Source organism: Micropruina sp. (genome assembly GCF_047606365.1).
Lineage (GTDB): Bacteria > Actinomycetota > Actinomycetes > Propionibacteriales > Propionibacteriaceae > Micropruina.
In genome coordinates, this window is sequence record NZ_JASGEN010000023.1 from 1 (window position 1) to 16,285 (window position 16,285).

The 16,285-nt window shown below is 70.9% G+C and carries 19 protein-coding genes; 10 read left to right on the top strand and 9 right to left on the bottom strand.

Features of this window, described 5'->3' with window-relative positions; translation table 11 throughout:
• Both QM624_RS03060 and QM624_RS03065 read right to left on the bottom strand, forming a co-directional pair.
• Window positions 1-580, bottom strand: a 580-nt coding sequence (locus QM624_RS03060) for a glycerate kinase (RefSeq protein ID WP_415088648.1), incomplete at its 3' end; no start/stop codon positions are given.
• Between the two features lie 11 nt (window positions 581-591).
• A complete protein-coding gene (locus tag QM624_RS03065) occupies window positions 592-882 on the bottom strand; it encodes a hypothetical protein (RefSeq protein ID WP_415088649.1) in 291 nt (96 codons plus the stop codon).
• 79 nt (window positions 883-961) lie between these two features.
• On the opposite strand from QM624_RS03065, the gene QM624_RS03070 reads away from it, so the two are divergent.
• Window positions 962-2,128 (top strand): THUMP-like domain-containing protein, encoded by a 1,167-nt coding sequence (locus QM624_RS03070; RefSeq protein ID WP_415088650.1) that lies wholly within the window; start codon window positions 962-964, stop codon window positions 2,126-2,128.
• A gap of 78 nt (window positions 2,129-2,206) precedes the next feature.
• Here QM624_RS03070 and QM624_RS03075 read toward each other — a convergent pair whose 3' ends face one another.
• The 5 genes from QM624_RS03075 to QM624_RS03095 form a co-directional block, all read right to left on the bottom strand.
• Complete coding sequence (locus QM624_RS03075) at window positions 2,207-2,839, bottom strand: DUF998 domain-containing protein (RefSeq protein ID WP_415088651.1); 633 nt, start codon at window positions 2,837-2,839, stop codon at window positions 2,207-2,209.
• Between the two features lie 60 nt (window positions 2,840-2,899).
• A complete protein-coding gene (locus QM624_RS03080) occupies window positions 2,900-4,204 on the bottom strand; it encodes an alpha-amylase family glycosyl hydrolase (RefSeq protein WP_415088652.1) in 1,305 nt (434 codons plus the stop codon).
• 58 nt (window positions 4,205-4,262) lie between these two features.
• A complete protein-coding gene (locus QM624_RS03085) occupies window positions 4,263-4,634 on the bottom strand; it encodes a hypothetical protein (protein ID WP_415088653.1) in 372 nt (123 codons plus the stop codon).
• A 96-nt stretch (window positions 4,635-4,730) separates the two neighbouring features.
• Window positions 4,731-5,954, bottom strand: a complete 1,224-nt coding sequence (locus QM624_RS03090) for an RNA polymerase sigma factor (RefSeq protein ID WP_415088655.1) — start codon at window positions 5,952-5,954, stop codon at window positions 4,731-4,733.
• A 52-nt stretch (window positions 5,955-6,006) separates the two neighbouring features.
• The gene (locus QM624_RS03095; protein ID WP_415088656.1) at window positions 6,007-6,357 is read right to left on the bottom strand and encodes a YciI family protein; all 351 of its coding nucleotides are present in this window, start codon (window positions 6,355-6,357) and stop codon (window positions 6,007-6,009) included.
• A gap of 224 nt (window positions 6,358-6,581) precedes the next feature.
• Between QM624_RS03095 and QM624_RS03100 the strand changes: the two genes are divergently transcribed.
• Both QM624_RS03100 and QM624_RS03105 read left to right on the top strand, forming a co-directional pair.
• Window positions 6,582-7,376, top strand: coding sequence for a transglutaminase-like domain-containing protein (locus QM624_RS03100; protein ID WP_415088657.1), 795 nt, complete (start codon window positions 6,582-6,584; stop codon window positions 7,374-7,376).
• Window positions 7,373-7,741 carry a thiol-disulfide oxidoreductase DCC family protein gene (locus QM624_RS03105; protein ID WP_415088658.1) on the top strand — a complete coding sequence of 123 codons (369 nt, stop codon included), beginning with the start codon at window positions 7,373-7,375 and terminating at the stop codon, window positions 7,739-7,741. The genes QM624_RS03100 and QM624_RS03105 overlap by 4 nt, the downstream gene beginning before the upstream one ends.
• A 7-nt stretch (window positions 7,742-7,748) precedes the next feature.
• On the opposite strand, the gene QM624_RS03110 is transcribed toward QM624_RS03105, so the two are convergent.
• Window positions 7,749-8,645, bottom strand: a complete 897-nt coding sequence (locus QM624_RS03110) for a glucose 1-dehydrogenase (RefSeq protein WP_415088659.1) — start codon at window positions 8,643-8,645, stop codon at window positions 7,749-7,751.
• A gap of 135 nt (window positions 8,646-8,780) precedes the next feature.
• On the opposite strand from QM624_RS03110, the gene treS reads away from it, so the two are divergent.
• The 5 genes from treS to QM624_RS03135 all read left to right on the top strand — a co-directional run bounded on the left by treS (window position 8,781) and on the right by QM624_RS03135 (window position 14,679).
• On the top strand, window positions 8,781-10,988 hold the full coding sequence (gene treS, locus QM624_RS03115; protein ID WP_415088660.1) for a maltose alpha-D-glucosyltransferase: 2,208 nt from the start codon (window positions 8,781-8,783) through the stop codon (window positions 10,986-10,988).
• A gap of 64 nt (window positions 10,989-11,052) precedes the next feature.
• Complete coding sequence (locus QM624_RS03120; RefSeq protein ID WP_415088661.1) at window positions 11,053-11,820, top strand: prolipoprotein diacylglyceryl transferase; 768 nt, start codon at window positions 11,053-11,055, stop codon at window positions 11,818-11,820.
• A gap of 363 nt (window positions 11,821-12,183) precedes the next feature.
• Window positions 12,184-12,447, top strand: coding sequence for a hypothetical protein (locus tag QM624_RS03125; RefSeq protein ID WP_415088662.1), 264 nt, complete (start codon window positions 12,184-12,186; stop codon window positions 12,445-12,447).
• A 143-nt stretch (window positions 12,448-12,590) separates the two neighbouring features.
• Window positions 12,591-14,195, top strand: a complete 1,605-nt coding sequence (locus tag QM624_RS03130) for a radical SAM protein (protein ID WP_415088663.1) — start codon at window positions 12,591-12,593, stop codon at window positions 14,193-14,195.
• 31 nt (window positions 14,196-14,226) lie between these two features.
• A complete protein-coding gene (locus QM624_RS03135; protein WP_415088664.1) occupies window positions 14,227-14,679 on the top strand; it encodes a hypothetical protein in 453 nt (150 codons plus the stop codon).
• A gap of 79 nt (window positions 14,680-14,758) precedes the next feature.
• Here the strand turns inward: QM624_RS03135 and QM624_RS03140 are convergent, their stop codons facing one another.
• Window positions 14,759-15,439, bottom strand: a complete 681-nt coding sequence (locus QM624_RS03140) for a class I SAM-dependent methyltransferase (protein ID WP_415088665.1) — start codon at window positions 15,437-15,439, stop codon at window positions 14,759-14,761.
• Between the two features lie 207 nt (window positions 15,440-15,646).
• On the opposite strand from QM624_RS03140, the gene groES reads away from it, so the two are divergent.
• Window positions 15,647-15,943 carry a co-chaperone GroES gene (gene groES / locus QM624_RS03145; protein ID WP_298130601.1) on the top strand — a complete coding sequence of 99 codons (297 nt, stop codon included), beginning with the start codon at window positions 15,647-15,649 and terminating at the stop codon, window positions 15,941-15,943.
• Between the two features lie 13 nt (window positions 15,944-15,956).
• The coding region (locus QM624_RS03150) for a TCP-1/cpn60 chaperonin family protein (RefSeq protein ID WP_415088666.1) at window positions 15,957-16,285 on the top strand (329 nt) is incomplete at its 3' end.

Here is a 16,285-nt window from a genome sequence, read left to right on the forward strand (position 1 = left end):
ACCGGGTCCGGGCGATGCGCGGGTCCAGCCCGGTCAGGTCCACGGCGGCGAGCGTCGCCAGGCCGGCTCCGCCGGGGCCGATCGGCGCTCCGTCGGTGGTGAGGAACCGGGCGCCCAGTGCGGTGAGCAGGCCGGCGCCGCCGTCGGTGCAGGCACTGCCGCCGATGCCGAGGATAACTGTGGCGCAGCCGGCGTCCAGGGCGGCCCGGATCAGCTCGCCGGTGCCGCGGCTGGTGGCGCCGAGCGGGTCGGTGCGCCGGCGTCCGGTGGCGTCGGCGGGAATCAGGGCCAGGCCGCTGGCCACGGCGAGTTCGACCAGGCCGGCCGGCTCGCCGTCCAGGCTGCCCAGGCCGAAGGCGGCGACCTGGGGTGCGCCGAGCGGTCCGGCGACCGTCGTCGTCACCTGTTCCCAGCCGTTCGCCAACGCGGCGGCCAGGGTGCCCTCGCCGCCGTCGGCGACCGGGCAGCAGCGGATCTCAAGATCGGCACGGGCAGCGGTCAGGCCGGTGGCAAGGGCGGAGGCCACCTCGGCGGCCTCCAGGGTGCCGCGGAACTTGTCGGGCGCGATGACGATGCGCACGCTGGCCGGCGTCAACGCAGGTCGGGATCGGTCGGCGGTTCGGGTGCCTGCGCCGACGGTGTGAGCGGTGCCTTCGGCTTGCGCGGCATGCCGAGCGCGAAGCCGCACACCACGCCGGCCACCAGAGCCACCGCGGCGCCGCCGACGATGGTGCCGACCGGGTTGCTGAACTCGCGGGTGCGCAGGGCGTCCAGCGCCACGAACTGGCGCCACACCTCCCATCCGGCCACCCACAGCAGCCAGACCGAGCACAGCGCAATGGCCGCGGCTGCGATCAGCAGGATCTTGGCAAGCAGTTTCATGGCCGAATCCTATGCCGATGGACTGACACAGGCTCCTGTCGCCTCGACGCGAAGGCTGCGATCCGGTAGAACGCCAGACATGGACGCCGCAACTGCCCGCTGGCTGGTCGGCCCGGAGGCGGCGGACGAGCTGGCCGGGGTAGCGGCCGAGGCCGATCCGTCGTCACTGGGCGCGGCCGAGCGGTTGCGTCGCCGGTTGCCGCCCGAGCGGGCCGCGGCCGTCACCGCCCAGGTCGCGCTGCGGCGTCGCGCCCGGACGAAATTCGGCGAACGCGCCGACCGGCTGTTCTTCACCCCCGACGGCTTGGAGCAGGCCACCCGGCCCCGGGTGGCGGCCTGGCGGGCCGACCGGCTGCGGTCGACCGGCGTGGCGCGGGTGGTCGATCTCGGCTGCGGCATCGGCGCCGACGCGCTGGCCTGCCTGGACGCCGGCCTGCAGGTGGAGGCCATCGAGGCCGACGAGGTGACCGCCATCCTGGCCGGCGCGAACCTCGGTATCGAGGTGACGGTCGGCGACGCGGTCGCCCTGCTGACGCCACCCGACCCGGCGACCGCGGTGTTCTGCGACCCGGCCCGGCGGACGGCGTCCGGACGCAGCTGGCGGGTCGAGGACCTCAGCCCGCCGTGGTCGTTCGTCGAATCACTGCTCGCCGAACGGATCGCCTGCGTGAAGCTCGGACCCGGCGCCCCGCACGCCTTGATCCCGGACGGCGTGCTCGCCACCTGGGTCAGCGACCACGGCGATCTGGTGGAACTGTCGCTGTGGTCACCCGAACCGGAGCCGGGTCGTAGCGCGGTGCTGCTGCCCGGCGGCGTGCTGCTCGACACCCGGCAGGCCGCCCCGCCGCCGGCCGAGATCGTCCGCCCCGAACCGGGCGCGGTGCTGTACGAGCCCGATCCGGCGGTGATCCGGGCCGGCCTGGTCGATCTCCTGGCCGAGCACCTGGACGCCGGACGGCTGCGCCCCCAGCTGGCCTACCTGCTCGGCGCCGACCACCGTCCGACACCATTCGCGACCGCCTTCGAGGTGCTCGAGGTGCTGGACGCCGGCGAGAAGACGCTGCGGGCCTGGGTGCGCCGCGAGGGCATCGGCACGCTGGAGATCAAGAAGCGCGGCGTCGACATCGACCCGGCCGTGCTGCGCCGGCGGCTCAAGCCGAAGGGCCCCCGTTCCGCCACCGTGGTACTCACCCCGACCCTGGACGGCGTCCGCGCCCTGGCCGTCCGGCGGCTGGTGGGCCGCTGAGTGGAGGTGTCCTCGACCTCTGGAGCTCACCAGGTTCGACAAGCTCAACCGGCGGGTGGTCACCAGGTTTCGACAAGCTCAACCAGCGGTGGCGGGGCGAGCCTGGGGACGCACCAAGAGCCAGATCGCCATGAGTGCGGACCAGCCGGCGGCGCCGACCAGATAGAGCCGTTGCGCCACACCGAACCAACCCAGGGCGTCCCCGGCCAGCACCAGCACGGTCAACCCGACCAGCAGCCAGTACACCGCCGTCGGCCGCCACGTGGGCCGGCCGTGTCCGGTCGCTCGGGCGACGGGGCCGGTCAGCAGCACGGCCGCCACCGGCAGCACGAAGAAGGCGAGGTTGCCGAGCAGGTTGTGCATCGCACCGGACGCCGTCGCCTCACCGGCGGCATCGATGGGGAAGAAGCCCTGGGCGAGCTTCGCGAGGCCGAACAGTGCCAGCAGGATCGCGCCGATCCGCGCCGAGGTGCCGGAAACCACCCCCCAGCACGCCACCGCCAGGCAGAGACCGCCGATGCCGACCGCGGCCGCTGCCAGCGGGGACAGAAAGCCGAGCGTGCCGTGCACGTAGCTGCTGGTGGGTTCCTGCAGCACGTCCACGCCGGGTTGGGCGGCGTGCAACACCAGGAAGACAGCAAGGTCGAACGCCGCGGCGCCGAGCGCCAGGACGGCGAGCGGACGGGCCGGTCCGAGGGCGGCAGTGGGCATCGATGACTCCTGTCGCGCTGAGAAGCTGCGGCAGAGCCTACGGCAGGCGCCCGGGCCTGGTCAGCCCGCGTCGCGCGGCAGGAACGGCACGTCGTCGGTGGTGCGCGGCCGGACGCCGATCGCCCAGCCGTGCGGGGGTACGGTTTCGGTGCACTTCTCGCTGGCCAGCAGCAGTTCGCCCTCGGGCAGCGGCCCGACCCGGTCGGAGATGTTCAGGGCGAGCTCGATCACCTCGTCCGGGCCGGCCACGAGCACCACCACGGACTCGTTGGTCAGGTCGCGGGTGGTGACCACGCCGTCCACGATCCACGGATGCCGGCGGCGCAGCGCGAGCAGCGTCCGGTACAGCTCGAAGGTGTCGGCGCCGAACGGCAGCAGGCCGTCCGGGGTGGCCGGGAACGGCGGCCGCACCGCGTCGTCGCCGCCGGCCTGGTCGAGTTTGATGCCCTCGAACCGCTGCTCGTCGCCGGCATAGATCGACGGCACCCCGGGCAGCATGGTGAGCAGCACCGCCGCATGGCTGATGTGCCGCCGGTCGTCCAGCTGGGACGAGATCCGCGACACGTCGTGGTTGGAGACGAAGATCTGCGGCCGGAAATGCTCGCAGAAGCGGCGATGCCGTTGCAGCGCCCAGTCCAGCGCCCACAGGTTGGTGGTGTTCATCGACTGCCAGATCGCGTGCCACAACTCGTACTGGGTGACCGAATCGAGGCCCGATTCGAGCACGAAGGTGTCCTTGTCGCCGTGGATCACCTCGCCCAGCAGCCAGCAGTCCGGGTAGGCGGCCTTCACCCGGTCCACGATCGGACGCCACGCCTCGGCACCGGGGGCGTAGGCGGCGTCGAGCCGCCAGCCGTCAATGCCGCGACCCAGCCAGTGGCACATGATGTCGACGACGAAGTCCTGCACGGCCGGGTTGGCGAAGTTCAGCTCGACCAGCGGCTGGTGACCCTCGAAGACCCGCGGGTGGTCGTCCTCCCAGCGCAGCCAGTCGCCGTCCGGGGTGCCGGGGCCGGCCGCCAGGGCCCGCTGCACCAGCGGATGCTCGCGGGCCAGGTGGTTGAAAACGCCGTCCAGCAGGATGCGGATGCCGCGCTCCTTGGCCTTCCACATCAGCTCGCCGAAGTCGCCGTCGTCGCCGAGCCGGGCGTCGATCGCGTAGTGGTCGAGGGTGTCGTAGCCGTGCGTGGCGGAGGCGAAGATGGGGTTGAGCAGCATGCCGTTGCAGCCCAGCTCGATCAGGTAGTCGAGCCAGTTGGTCAGCTGACCCAGCCGGTGCCGCACCTGGTGAACCGCGGTGTCCTCGGCGTTGACAAAGCCCAACGGGTAGCAGTGCCACCAGATGACGTGTGCCGTCCAGTCCATCCGTCTCCTCGGGGTTTCCGCTCGGAGTCTATCGAGCCGGCCTGGTTGGCCGCGCGGGTCAGCTCCAGTCGCGGAACACCACGCCGGTGGTGGTGGCGTCGAGCACAGCGAATTCGCGGGCGCCGTACTCGCGGCGGATGATGCCGCCGCCGGCCGGGTAGGTGGGGTGCAGCAGGTCGGGACGCCGTCCGGCGATGTCGGCGTACACCGCGTCGATGTCGTCGGTCTCGATGGCCAACTCGGGGCGGTCCTTGGCGGCGAACTCGGCGTCCTCGACCAGGTAGAGCTTGCAGCCGTCGCGGGCGACGATCACGAAGTCGCCGTCGTCGTGCAGTACCTCGAAGCCGAGCCCGTCGACGAACAGGTCGCGGCCGACGGTCAGGTCGGCGTAGAACACCTTCGGGATCAACGTGCGGAACAGTCCGGTCATCGCCACTCCATCCTCGCTTGCTGGACCATCTCGGCGATCCTCCTGCCGCTCCTTTTGCCGGTCGAGGCAACTGTAGTTCGGGCCGGCGGTGCCGGATCAGGCGAGTTCGGACGCCCGGCGCAGCAGGTGGGCTTGTTCCGCCGCGTTGCTGGCGGTGGCGGCCGCCCGGTGGAAGAGTGCGCGGGCCTCGGCGGCCCGTCCGAGTTGCGCCAGCAGATCGGCCCGGACCGCCAGCACATACTGGTCGTCCGATCCCGGGTCGAGTTCGGCCAGGGCAGCCTTGGCGCCCTCGACGTGGGCGAGTGCCACGATCCGTGCCGTGCGGACGGCGTCGGTCGGCAGCAGTGGTAGGAGGAGGTCGTAGAGGGCGAGCACCTGCCGCCAGTCGGTGTCCTCGTCGCGCGCGGCGTCGCAGTGCGCCGCCTGGATCGCCGCCTGCACCTGGTAGGGGCCGGGCCGGTTCGCGGCGAGGCATTCCCGCACCAGCGCCTGGCCCTGCGCGATCAGCGCTCGATCCCACTTCGCGCGATCCTGCTCCGGAAGCGGAATGAGGGCGCCGTCGTCGGCGATCCGTGCCGGACGGCGGGCCTGCAGAAGCAGCAGCAGCGCCAACAGGCCCTTCGCCTCGAGCTCGCCCTTGCTGTGGACGGCCACCAGCCGCGCCAGCCGGACGCCCTCCTGGCTGAGGTCGAACCGGCTGAGCGGGCCGGCGGTGGTGACGTAACCCTCGTTGTAGATCGCATAGACGACGGCCAGCACCACCCCGAGCCGGTCGTGCAGCCGTTCGGGTTCGGGCAGCCCGATCCGGGCGTCCCGGATCTTCCGTTTCGCCCGCGCCAGCCGCTGGGCCGTGGTCGCCTCGGAACTGCCGAACGCCCGGGCGATCTCGGCGGCGGTCAGCCCACCGACGTAACGCAACGTCAACGCCACCTGGGATTCCGGCGTCAGGCTGGGGTGGGCGCAGAGCAGGATCATCCGCAGCTCGTCGTCCACGGTGCCGTCCGTTTCGGCGACGCCAGGCCGGGCCACCGTCGGGTCCTGGACGAGTTGCGGGGCGTACCGCTCCTCGGTCTGCGCCCGCCTGATCCGGTCGATCGCGCGATTCCGTGCGGTGGTGACGATCCAGGCCTGCGGGTTGGGCGGCACCCCCTGGGTCGGCCAGCTGTCGGCGGCGATGGTGAACGCGTCCTGGACGGCGTCCTCGGCCGCGTCCAGGTCGCCGAAGGTACGCATCAGGATCGCGACGGTGCGGCCGTACTCCGAGCGGAATGCCCGGTGTACGGCCGCCACCGCCTCATCGGGGATGGTTCTCTCGGTCACTGGGGACGGTTCTTCCGGTCACCGGGGACGGTTCCTTCGGTCACCAGGGTGCTCAGCCGCCGAAGCTCGGCGTGGGACGGACCTCGATCTTGAGCCCGGTCGCCTCGGACACCTTGCCGGCCCAGGAGATCGCGGCATCGAGATCGGCGACGTCGATGACGGTGAACCCGCCGACGTATTCCTTGAGCTCCGCGAACGGCCCATCGGCCAGGGTGACCGTGCCGTCGGTGCTCGACACGACGGTCGCCGAGGACGGCTCGCTCAGCCCCATCGCGAACACCCAGACACCGGCGGTCTGCATCTCCCGGGTGACGGCGGTGACGTTCTCGATGATGCGCTGCAGCCGTTCCGGCTCGATGGTGCCGCCGGTCGGGGTGATGTTGCTCAGCAGGTACTGGGTCATGATCCTTCTCCTTCGTCGCGGCATGGCCGTGCTGCCATGCTCATCTCCCATACGTTCATCGCCGGCCGTATTCGACATCCTGCCAAGAAGAATCTCGACCGGGCCCGGAACAACCTCCGGGCGCCGGCCGGCAGGGCTGTTCGTCCACCCTCGATTGGCCGCGGCGGTGTGGCCACCTGGTGGCTCGGTCAGCGACAGCCGTCGCCGGCTGACAGCATGGAGCCATGCAGCGTTCCGCCACGGCTCAACTGATCGCCCACGTCGATTCCGCGGCCGAGGTGGTGCTGGCCATCGCAGTCGCCGACGGACCGCGCCGCACCGAGCGCCTCGACATCACCCTGGACGGCGCACCGGTGGCCGTGCACGAGGTGGCGGCACCGCACGGCGGACGCCTGCACCTGCTCGCCGGCCTGCAGCCGGGGACTCTGCAGATCGACTACCAGGTCGAGGTGGACGGCATCGCCGAGATCGAACCGCACTCGCAATGGCATCGGATCGAATACGCCCGGCCCAGCCGCTACTGCGACTCGGACAAGCTGATGCCGGTGGCGCAGGCGGAGTTCGCCGGACTGTCCGGCAAGGAGTTGCTGGACGCCGTGTCGAGCTGGGTCGGTGCCCGGCTGAGCTACGTCTCCGGGGCGTCCAAGCCGACCGACGGTGCGATCGACACCTACCTGTCCCGGCAAGGGGTGTGCCGCGACTACGCGCACCTGGTGATCGCGCTGTTGCGCGGTCTCAACGTGCCCGCCCGGCTGGCGTCGGTCTATGCGCCCGGGCTGGATCCGATGGACTTCCACGCCGTCGCCGAGGCCTACCTGGACGGCGCCTGGTGGGTGGTGGACGCCACCACGCTGGCCCCGCGGCCCAGCCTGCTGCGGATCGCCACCGGACGCGACGCCGCCGACACCGCGTTCCTGACCACGTTGTCCGGCTCGTTGAGCCTGCAGGCGATGACCGTCACCGCCACCGTGGACGACCTCCCCGCCGACGACCTCACCCTGCTGACCGCGCTGCGATGACCCTGCTCTACGACGCCGACTGCGGCTTCTGCACCGCCAGTGCCGCCTGGCTCGGACGCCGCAAGCTGCGGACGGCGATCAGCCCGCTGCACCGCGCCGACCTGGCCGGGCTCGGAGTGGACGCCGACCGCGCGCGGCGCCAGATCCCGTTCGTCGAGCCGGACGGCGCGGGCACCCGGGTGAGCTACGGCCACGTCGCGATCGGACGCGCCCTGGCCACCGGCGGACCGGGCTGGCGGCTGGCCGGCTGGCTGCTGCTGCACCCGCCCGTTTCCTGGCTGGCGCGGCCGGCGTACGCCCTGGTGGCCCGCAACCGCCACCGGTTGCCCGGGTCCACCGCCGCCTGCCGGATCGACCTCGGCTGAGGTTGGCTCAGGGGGTCGGCTTGCCGCCGGTCACGCCCAGCGTCTCGCCGCTGATATAGCTCGATTCGCCGGACGCCAGGAACACGTAGGCGGGGGCGAGTTCGGCCGGCTGGCCGGCACGTCCCAGCGGCGTGTCCTGGCCGAACTGGGTCAGCTTCTCCATCGGCTGTCCGTAGGAGGGCTGCAGCGGCGTCCAGATCGGGCCGGGTGCGACCGCGTTGACCCGGATGCCCTTCGGCGCCAACTGCTGCGCCAGGCCCTTGCTGAAGTTGTTGATCGCGGCCTTGGTGGTGGCGTAGTCGATCAGCGTGGGGGAGGGCTGGTAGGCCTGGATCGAGGTCGTGTTGATGATCGTCGAGCCCGGCGGCATGTGCGCGACCGCCGCCTTGGTGATCCAGAACATGGCGTAGATGTTGGTGGTCATCGTCTCGTCGAACTGCTCGTCGGAGATGTCCAGAATGCTGTCCTGGCTGATCTGCTTGCCGCCGTTGTTGACCAGGATGTCCAGGCCGCCGAACGTCTCCACCGTCCGGTCGACCAGCGAGCGGCAGTAGGCGGCGTCCTTGAGGTCACCGGGCAGCGCCAGCGCCTTGCGTCCGGCTTGCTCGATCAGCGCGATGATGCGCTCGGCGTCCGGTTCCTCCTCGGGCAGGTAGCTGATCGCGACGTCGGCGCCCTCGCGGGCGAAGGCGATCGCGGTGGCGGCGCCGATACCCGAGTCGCCGCCGGTGATCAGGGCGCGGCGGCCGGTGAGCCGTCCGGTGCCGCGGTAGCTGTCCTCACCACGATCGGCCGGCGGCTTCAGGTCCCGGTCGAGTCCGGGCTCGGGCTGCCGTTGTTCGGGCGGCGCGATCGAGTCGTAGCGGGTCACCGGGTTCTCGAAGCTGTACTGGTCGTTGGTCATGCGGAAACACCTTTCGTCACCGAGGTCGTTCGGGGTGTCTGGGGTACCTACCCGCTGGGCGGCGGCCGAAACTGTTGCGTGGCGGCGGGCCCTGTGCGGGGGGACTGCGAGGGAACGGCACTAGGCTTGTCGCCCATGACCGCCGAGCTTGAGGATGACGTGCCCACCGACCACGACGAGGTGCTGGCCGAACCGACCTTCGACGCTCAGCGCTACCCGGCGCGTCCGGCCAAACTGCGGCCGGCCGCCCGGCGACGCAAGGACATGCTGCAGGCGATGGGCCCGCCGCCGTTCGAGCCGGACGGCCGCAACAAGGCCTACGTGGAGTGGCTGGTCAACCAGTCGATGCTGGGCGACTCGATCGCGATGGCCCGGCAGCTCGCCGGCCTGCACACCATGTGGAGCAACCCGTACGCCGCACCGGATCCGCGGGCCGCGGTCGACAAGACGGCGGTGTGGTTCACCGCCTATCCGCTCTCGCTGGTCACCGCCCCCGGGCAGTCGTTCCTGGGCGCCATCGGCGACGAGGAACTGTGGCGCACCTTCCAGCAGATCGGCATCGAGGGCGTCCACACCGGGCCGGTGAAGCTGGCCGGCGGCATCACCGGCTGGAAACTGACCCCGAGCGTCGACGGTCACTTCGACCGGATCAGCATGGCGATCGACCCGCTGTTCGGCACCGAGGACGAGTTCCGCGCGATGTGCGAGGTGGCGTCGCGGCACGGCGGCACGGTGATCGACGACATCGTCCCGGGCCACACCGGCAAGGGCGCCGACTTCCGGCTGGCCGAGCTGAACTACCGCGACTACCCGGGCATCTACCACATGGTCGACATCCCCGAGGAGGCCTGGCACCTGCTGCCCGACGTCCCGCCCGGCAAGGATTCGGTCAACCTGGACGCCTCGCACGAGCGGGCGCTGGCTGAGGCCGGCTACATCATCGGCGAACTGCAGCGGGTGATCTTCTACGAGCCGGGCGTGAAGGAGACCAACTGGTCGGTCACCCCGCCGATCTACGACCACGAGGGTGTGCTGCGCCGCTGGGTGTACCTGCACTACTTCAAGGACGGCCAGCCCTCCATCAACTGGCTCGACCCGACCTTCGCCGGCATGCGGCTGGTGATGGGCGACGCCCTGCACTCGCTGCTCGACCTGGGTTCCGGCGGCCTGCGGCTGGACGCGAACGGCTTCCTGGGCGTGGAGAAGAACATCGCCGGACCGGCCTGGTCGGAGGGTCACCCCTTGTCGCAGGCCGCGAACCAGCTGATCGGTTCGATGGTCCGCAAGGTGGGCGGCTTCACCTTCCAGGAGCTGAATCTGGGCGTGGACGACATCGCCGAGACCGCGGCGGTGGGCCCGGACCTGTCCTACGACTTCATCACCCGCCCCGCCTACCATCTGGCCCTGGCCACGGGAGACACCGAGTTCCTGCGGCTCACCCTGCGCGAGGCGATCGCGGCCGGCATCGACCAGGCGTCCCTGGTGCATGCGATGCAGAACCACGACGAACTGACCTACGAACTGGTCCACTTCGCCGGACGCCACGCCGCCGACCACTACACGCTGGGCGGCGTCGACTACACCGGCGCCGACCTGGCCGAGCACATCCGCGAGACGTTGCGGCAGCGGATCACCGGCCCGGCCGCGCCCTACAACGCGCTGTTCACCCAGAACGGCATCGCCTCGACCACGGCGTCGGTGATCACCGCCAGCCTCGGCATCACCGACCTGGACTCGATCACGCCCGAGCAGGCCGAGCAGATCAAGGACGCCCACCTGCTGCTGTGCATGTACAACGCGTGGCAGCCGGGGGTCTTCGCGCTGTCCGGCTGGGACCTGGTCGGCGCGCTGCCGCTGCCCCGCGAGGAGGTCTCCGGGCTGATCTCCACCGGTGACACCCGGTGGATCGAACGCGGCGCCTACGACCTGATGGGGGTGGCCACCGACGGTGCGAGTTCCGGCATGCCGGCGGCCCGGACGCTCTACGGTCCGCTGCCGCAGCAGCTCGCCGATCCGCGGTCGTTCGCGTCCCGGCTGGCCCCGATCCTGCAGGTCCGCAAGCAGCACGGCCTCTCCACCGGCACCCTGCGCGACGTGCCCGAGGTGCCGGTGCCACAGATGCTGATCCTGGTCAACCGGCTCTACATCGGTGCGGCCCAGATCACCGTGCTCAACTTCGGTCCGGAACCCATCGAGGGACGCGTCCAGTCCGACGAGATCCCGGCCGGCCGGGTCTTCGACCTGACCACCCGGCGCAAGATCGCCGACGTGGACGGCCTGGGCGGTTTCACCGTCAGCCTGCCCCCGTTCGGCGGCGTCGCCACCCTGGTCAAGGAGGACTGAGCCGAGGTCGTCAGGCGCCGTCTGGGTAGGCTCCGGGCATGATGCCCCACCGGGCGGTGCCTCGATGATCCCGTTGCCGTACCCCGGCAACGATCTCGTGCACGGGTTCTGGGTCGGTCTCGGAGTGGTGGCCGGCCTGGTCTGGTACGCGCTGGAGAAGCGGCGGCTGCGGCTGCACGACGATCGGCTCTGGGTGCTGGCCGGTATGGCGGTCGCCTTCGGTGCGCTCGGCGCCCGGCTGCTGACCTGGCCGGCGACGCTCGATCCCTCCCGGCCGTCGTCGCTGCTGGAGTGGTGGACGTTCGGCAACCGCAGCATCCTGGCCGGCTTGATCGGGGCATGGATCGGGGTCTGGCTCGGCAAGCGGCTGACCGGCTACCGCGAGGACACCGGAGAGCTGTTCGCCCCCGCCGTCGCGCTGGCGATGATGATCGGCCGGGTGGGCTGCCTGCTGACCGAGAATCCCGGCACGCCGACCGGCGGCGGCTGGGGCATGGTGATGACCGCCGAGCAGGCCGAGCGACTCGGCGGCGTCGCGGGAGTGGGGCTGCATCCGTCGTTCCTGTACGAGATCGCCTTCCACGCGGTCGCACTGGCCCTGCTGCTGCGTTGGCGCGGACGGCTGGCGCCCGGTGCGCTGTTCCGGCTCTACGTGGCCGGCTACGCCCTGTTCCGGTTCGCGGTCGAGTTCGTCCGGGGCAACGAGGAGACCTGGTTCGGACTGACCCGGCCCCAGTGGTGCCTGCTGGCGGTGGCGCCGTTGTTGATCCGCTCGGTGCTGCGGGCGCTGCGGGCCCCGACGCCCTCACTGAACACCCACCTGACTACCTAGGGGAGCGCTGATCCAGCGTCGCCGCTGCTGGTCGACAAGCTCGACCGACGAACGCCGGCGGTTCCCCGGATTCGGCCGAGAGTGCTGCGCCCAGGTGTCCGGATGGGTCACCATGGCTCAATGAGTGGACCGGATTTCCAGCCGCCGGGTTCGTCCGGCGTCCCGCCGGGCCGGCAGCCGCCGTCCGGGCAACCTCCGCCGCCACCTCCGCAACCTCCGCCGGGGCAGGGACCGCCGCCCGGATGGCAGGGTCCTCCGGCTGGGATGCCGCCGGGTGGGATGCCGCCGGGTGGGCCCCCGCCGCCCGGGACGCCGTGGCGACCGCCGAGCGGGCCTCCGCCGGGACGCTCCGGTGGTTCGCTGGTGCTCGGCATCGTGGTCGGACTCGTGGTGCTCTTCGGCGGTGGCTGGCTGTTCTTCGCGCTGGCCGAGTACCTGCGGGGCGAGGTCGCCAACTTCGTCGGGCTGGCGCTTCCGCTGCTCTACCTCGGCGGCTCGATCGCGCTGGCCGTACGGGCCGACACTCGCCGCTTCGGCTCTGGACTGCTGCTGGCCATCGGTGCCGCGCTGATCATCCTCGCCGGGGTCTGCTTCGGCCTGCTCTTCATGCTGGCCGGGAACGGCTGATCAGCCGATCCGACGGCTCCCGCCCACAGGGCCTTCGCCGTGTCGGTCCCGGCCGTTACCATCGGGTGATCCAGCGGACGGCCTCGCGCCTCCGCCCCGCCGACCCGAGCGGAGTGGCCGGGTCCGTCCCGTGAGGGGGAGCGATGGCTCCACGCCCCGCCGTCCTCGGCCCCGGCCAGCCGCTGCGCGGCGACCGGATCCACCGCTATGTGACCGCCTTTTGCCCCGAATGCCACGAGTCGAATCCGCCGCTGGCGCAGGTGCGCCGGCTGTCCGGGCAGCTGCTCGAACGCGACGACCGGATCTGGCTGCAGCGGGTCTGCCCCGACCACGGCATCGTCACCACCCTCTATGACGAGGACCCGCAGATCCTGCGCTACCTGGAGAAGTGGCAGGCGCCGACCAAGCGGCACGATCCGGACGACCCGGCGAACTTCCGCCAGGTGCCCGAGGCCTACGCCTACGGCCTGCCACCGGCGCAGACCCAGCACACCTGCATCCTGCTCGCCGATGTCATCGAGCACTGCAACCTGCGCTGCCCGACCTGCTTCACCGCGTCCGGACCGACCCTGAAGGGCGTGGTGCCGCTGGCCGAGATCCTGGCCAACGTCGACACCCGGCTGAGCAGGGAGAACGGCCGGATCGACGTGATGATGCTGTCCGGCGGCGAACCGACGCTCTACCCGCAGTTGGCCGAACTGCTCGACGAGTTGGTGGCCCGGCCGATCGTCCGGATCATGATCAACACCAACGGTCTGCTGGTCGCCCAGGACGACGAACTGGTCGCGCTGCTGCGCAAGCACCGCTCCCGGGTCGAGGTGTACCTGCAGTACGACGGGCCGTCGCCCGAGGCGTCCGTCTATCACCGGGGTGGCGACCTGACCCGGTTCAAGGAGGCCGCGATCGCCCGGCTGTCCCAGGCGGAGGTGTTCACCACGCTGACCATGACCGCGGCGCTCGGCGTCAACGACGGCGACATCGGCGCGGTGGTGCTCCGGGCGCTGGAGACGCCGTTCGTCGGCGGGGTCGCGCTGCAACCAGTCTTCGGTTCCGGACGCGGCCACGGCATCGACCCGGTGAACCGGCTCACCCACACCGGCGTGCTGGCAAGGCTCGAGGAACAGACCGGGGGAGTGGTGGCCTGGCACGACCTGACCGCCCTGCCCTGCTCGCACCCGCACTGCGCCTCAGTTGGCTACCTGCTCAAGGACGACGCCGGGGTGTGGCGGTCGCTGTGCGCGCTGGTCGGTCACGACGAACTGCTGGCCTGGCTGGAACTCGATCCGGACGCGTTCGCCAACCGGATCGCCGACCGGGACATCCCGCTGCGGTTGCGCGACCTGATGCGTACCTCGTTCCTCGACCTGATGAGCGAGCAGGCGTCGCTGTCCCACCCGCGAACGGCGGAACTGTGGCAGAACATCTGCACCCAGTGCGACCTCGGCATCGGCACCCTGACCACATTGGCGGCCGGCAAGCTGCCCGGCCAGCAGGACCGGTTGCGCCGGCTGCTCGCCGAACGGGTGGTGCGGATCACCGTGAAGCCGTTCATGGACATCTCGACGATGATCGAGGAACGACTCACCCAGTGCTGCGTGCACGTCGGCACCAAGAGCGAGGCGGACGCCCACCAGTGCGCGCCGTTCTGCGCCGTCCAGGCCTGGCCGCAGCTGGCGCGGCAGCGGCTCAGCACCGCCACCACCCGGCGCGAACTGCGGTTGCTGCAGCCCAGCGGCAGCAGGCCGTGACGGCTCGACGGAGGACGTGGGGAGACCGAGGGTGAGCGCGGAGGAGGACGCGCGGCGGCTCGCGGCCGGGCCGTCGCCGTCCCGGATCGTGCGTAGTCGGGACCAGCGCAGCGGCAACGCGAACGACGGCCGCCTCGCCATGGACCCTGCCGTGATTGACCCCGCAGCCGCGGCGGATGCTGTAGCCGATACGGGTGCCGCCGCCACCGTCAACGGTGCCCCGACCACCCAGGAGCGGACCTTCGATCCGCTCCGGCTGTGCATCTTCGCCACCGTCGCCCTGCTCGGCTGGGTGCTGGGGCCGTTCGCTCTGCTGTTCTTCGCCGGCCTCGGATTCGCCGGCTACTGGCGGGCCCGCCGGGCCGGACTCACCCGGTCGAAATGCGTACTGCGGGACACAAGGCTGGTGCTCGCCTACCTCGGCCTGCTCGCCGTCGCAGCCGGTTGGGGATGTTGGCAGTTGATCGCCGGCTGGTTCGCCTGATCGCGGTCGCGAAGGGTGACTGGCGGGTTCGGGAGCCACTGACGGTTTGCAGGGCGGCAGTGGCTCGGGAAGGTGTCAGTCACCTGAGGTGCGCCGGTTTCGTCCAGCTGATCGTGTGCCGGAAGAACAACCGACGCCGGACCACCGCACCGGGCAGCACCGCGCGGACGATCCGCTTCAGGTCGCCGAGGCTCAACGTGGCGGCCCGGACGGGGACCGGCGGACGCGGATCGACTCCGGACGTCCGGCGCGGGTGCTTGACGAAGCCGACCAGCGGGTTGAGCAGCATCGAGGCTAGATCCCACACCACGTCGAGCGGTGTGGTCGGGGGAGCGAGGCCGACCACCAGTAGCCGTCCGCCCGGTGCGAGCAGCCGCTCCACCTGGCGCAACGCCTCCGCGACGTCCAGGTGATGCAGGACGGCGATCATGGTGATCAGGTCATAGGGGCCGTCCAGGTCGGCGAGTTGGGCGTCGTCCACGGTCACGTTCGGCAGGGCGGCACAGCGCAGCCGGGCGGCCTTGCGCATCGCAGCATCGACGTCCGTGCCGTGCACCGCGTCGAACCGGACGGCCAGCGCCGCCAGCAACTCGCCGCGTCCGCAACCGACGTCGAGCCCCCGGTCGCGACGCGCGGGCAGGTGACGCAGGATCCAGCCGTGGAAATGCTCGTTGTGGTTCCACGGATGGGCGGCGTTGAACGCGTTCAGTCCCGCAGCGACCCGGCGGGCCACCGGATGGGTCAGCCGGCGAACGTCCATCGGGCCAGTCTGCCGGGTCCGCGTCCGGGCGACGGAAAAGAAGCGCGGCTGGCACTCAGGTTGAACGAGTGCTAAGCCCGCGATAGATTCGCAGTTAGCACTCTCGCCTAGAGAGTGCGAACGGCCGCCGGCGGCACCCGCGACGACGCCCCGGCTGAAATCCGACAAGCAACGGGCTACGTGCCCAGCACAAGAAAGGGTTTTGACGTGGCAGTCACGATCAAGCCGCTCGAGGATCGCATCCTCGTCCAGCCGCTCGAGGCCGAGCAGACCACCGCCTCGGGCCTGGTCATCCCCGACACCGCCAAGGAGAAGCCGCAGGAGGGCAAGGTCGTTGCGACCGGCCCGGGTCGCATCGACGACAACGGCAACCGCGTTCCGCTCGACGTCGCCGAGGGTGACGTCGTGATCTTCTCCAAGTACGGCGGCACCGAGGTCAAGTACGAGGGCCAGGAGTACCTGCTCCTGAACGCCCGCGACATCCTCGCCGTCGTCTCCAAGTAAGGATCCCCAGACCATGCCCAAGATCCTTCAGTTCGACGAGGAGGCGCGGCGTTCCCTGGAGCGTGGCGTCGACATCCTCGCCAACACCGTGAAGGTGACGCTCGGCCCCAAGGGCCGCTATGTGGTGCTCGACAAGAAGTGGGGCGCTCCGACCATCACCAACGACGGTGTCACCGTCGCCAAAGAGGTCGAGCTCACCGATCCTTACGAGAACCTCGGCGCCCAGCTGGCCAAAGAGGTCGCCACCAAGACCAACGACGTGGCCGGTGACGGCACCACCACCGCCACCGTGCTGGCCCAGGCGCTGGTCCACGAGGGCCTGCGCGCGGTCGCGTCCGGGGC

Coding starts and splice junctions, on each gene's coding strand:
- QM624_RS03065 (WP_415088649.1), bottom strand. CDS start 882: ATGAAACTGCTTGCCAAGATCCTGCTGATCGCAGCCGCGGCCATTGCG.
- QM624_RS03070 (WP_415088650.1), top strand. CDS start 962: ATGGACGCCGCAACTGCCCGCTGGCTGGTCGGCCCGGAGGCGGCGGAC.
- QM624_RS03075 (WP_415088651.1), bottom strand. CDS start 2,839: ATGCCCACTGCCGCCCTCGGACCGGCCCGTCCGCTCGCCGTCCTGGCG.
- QM624_RS03080 (WP_415088652.1), bottom strand. CDS start 4,204: ATGGACTGGACGGCACACGTCATCTGGTGGCACTGCTACCCGTTGGGC.
- QM624_RS03085 (WP_415088653.1), bottom strand. CDS start 4,634: ATGACCGGACTGTTCCGCACGTTGATCCCGAAGGTGTTCTACGCCGAC.
- QM624_RS03095 (WP_415088656.1), bottom strand. CDS start 6,357: ATGACCCAGTACCTGCTGAGCAACATCACCCCGACCGGCGGCACCATC.
- QM624_RS03100 (WP_415088657.1), top strand. CDS start 6,582: ATGCAGCGTTCCGCCACGGCTCAACTGATCGCCCACGTCGATTCCGCG.
- QM624_RS03105 (WP_415088658.1), top strand. CDS start 7,373: ATGACCCTGCTCTACGACGCCGACTGCGGCTTCTGCACCGCCAGTGCC.
- QM624_RS03110 (WP_415088659.1), bottom strand. CDS start 8,645: ATGACCAACGACCAGTACAGCTTCGAGAACCCGGTGACCCGCTACGAC.
- treS (WP_415088660.1), top strand. CDS start 8,781: ATGACCGCCGAGCTTGAGGATGACGTGCCCACCGACCACGACGAGGTG.
- QM624_RS03120 (WP_415088661.1), top strand. CDS start 11,053: ATGATCCCGTTGCCGTACCCCGGCAACGATCTCGTGCACGGGTTCTGG.
- QM624_RS03130 (WP_415088663.1), top strand. CDS start 12,591: ATGGCTCCACGCCCCGCCGTCCTCGGCCCCGGCCAGCCGCTGCGCGGC.
- QM624_RS03140 (WP_415088665.1), bottom strand. CDS start 15,439: ATGGACGTTCGCCGGCTGACCCATCCGGTGGCCCGCCGGGTCGCTGCG.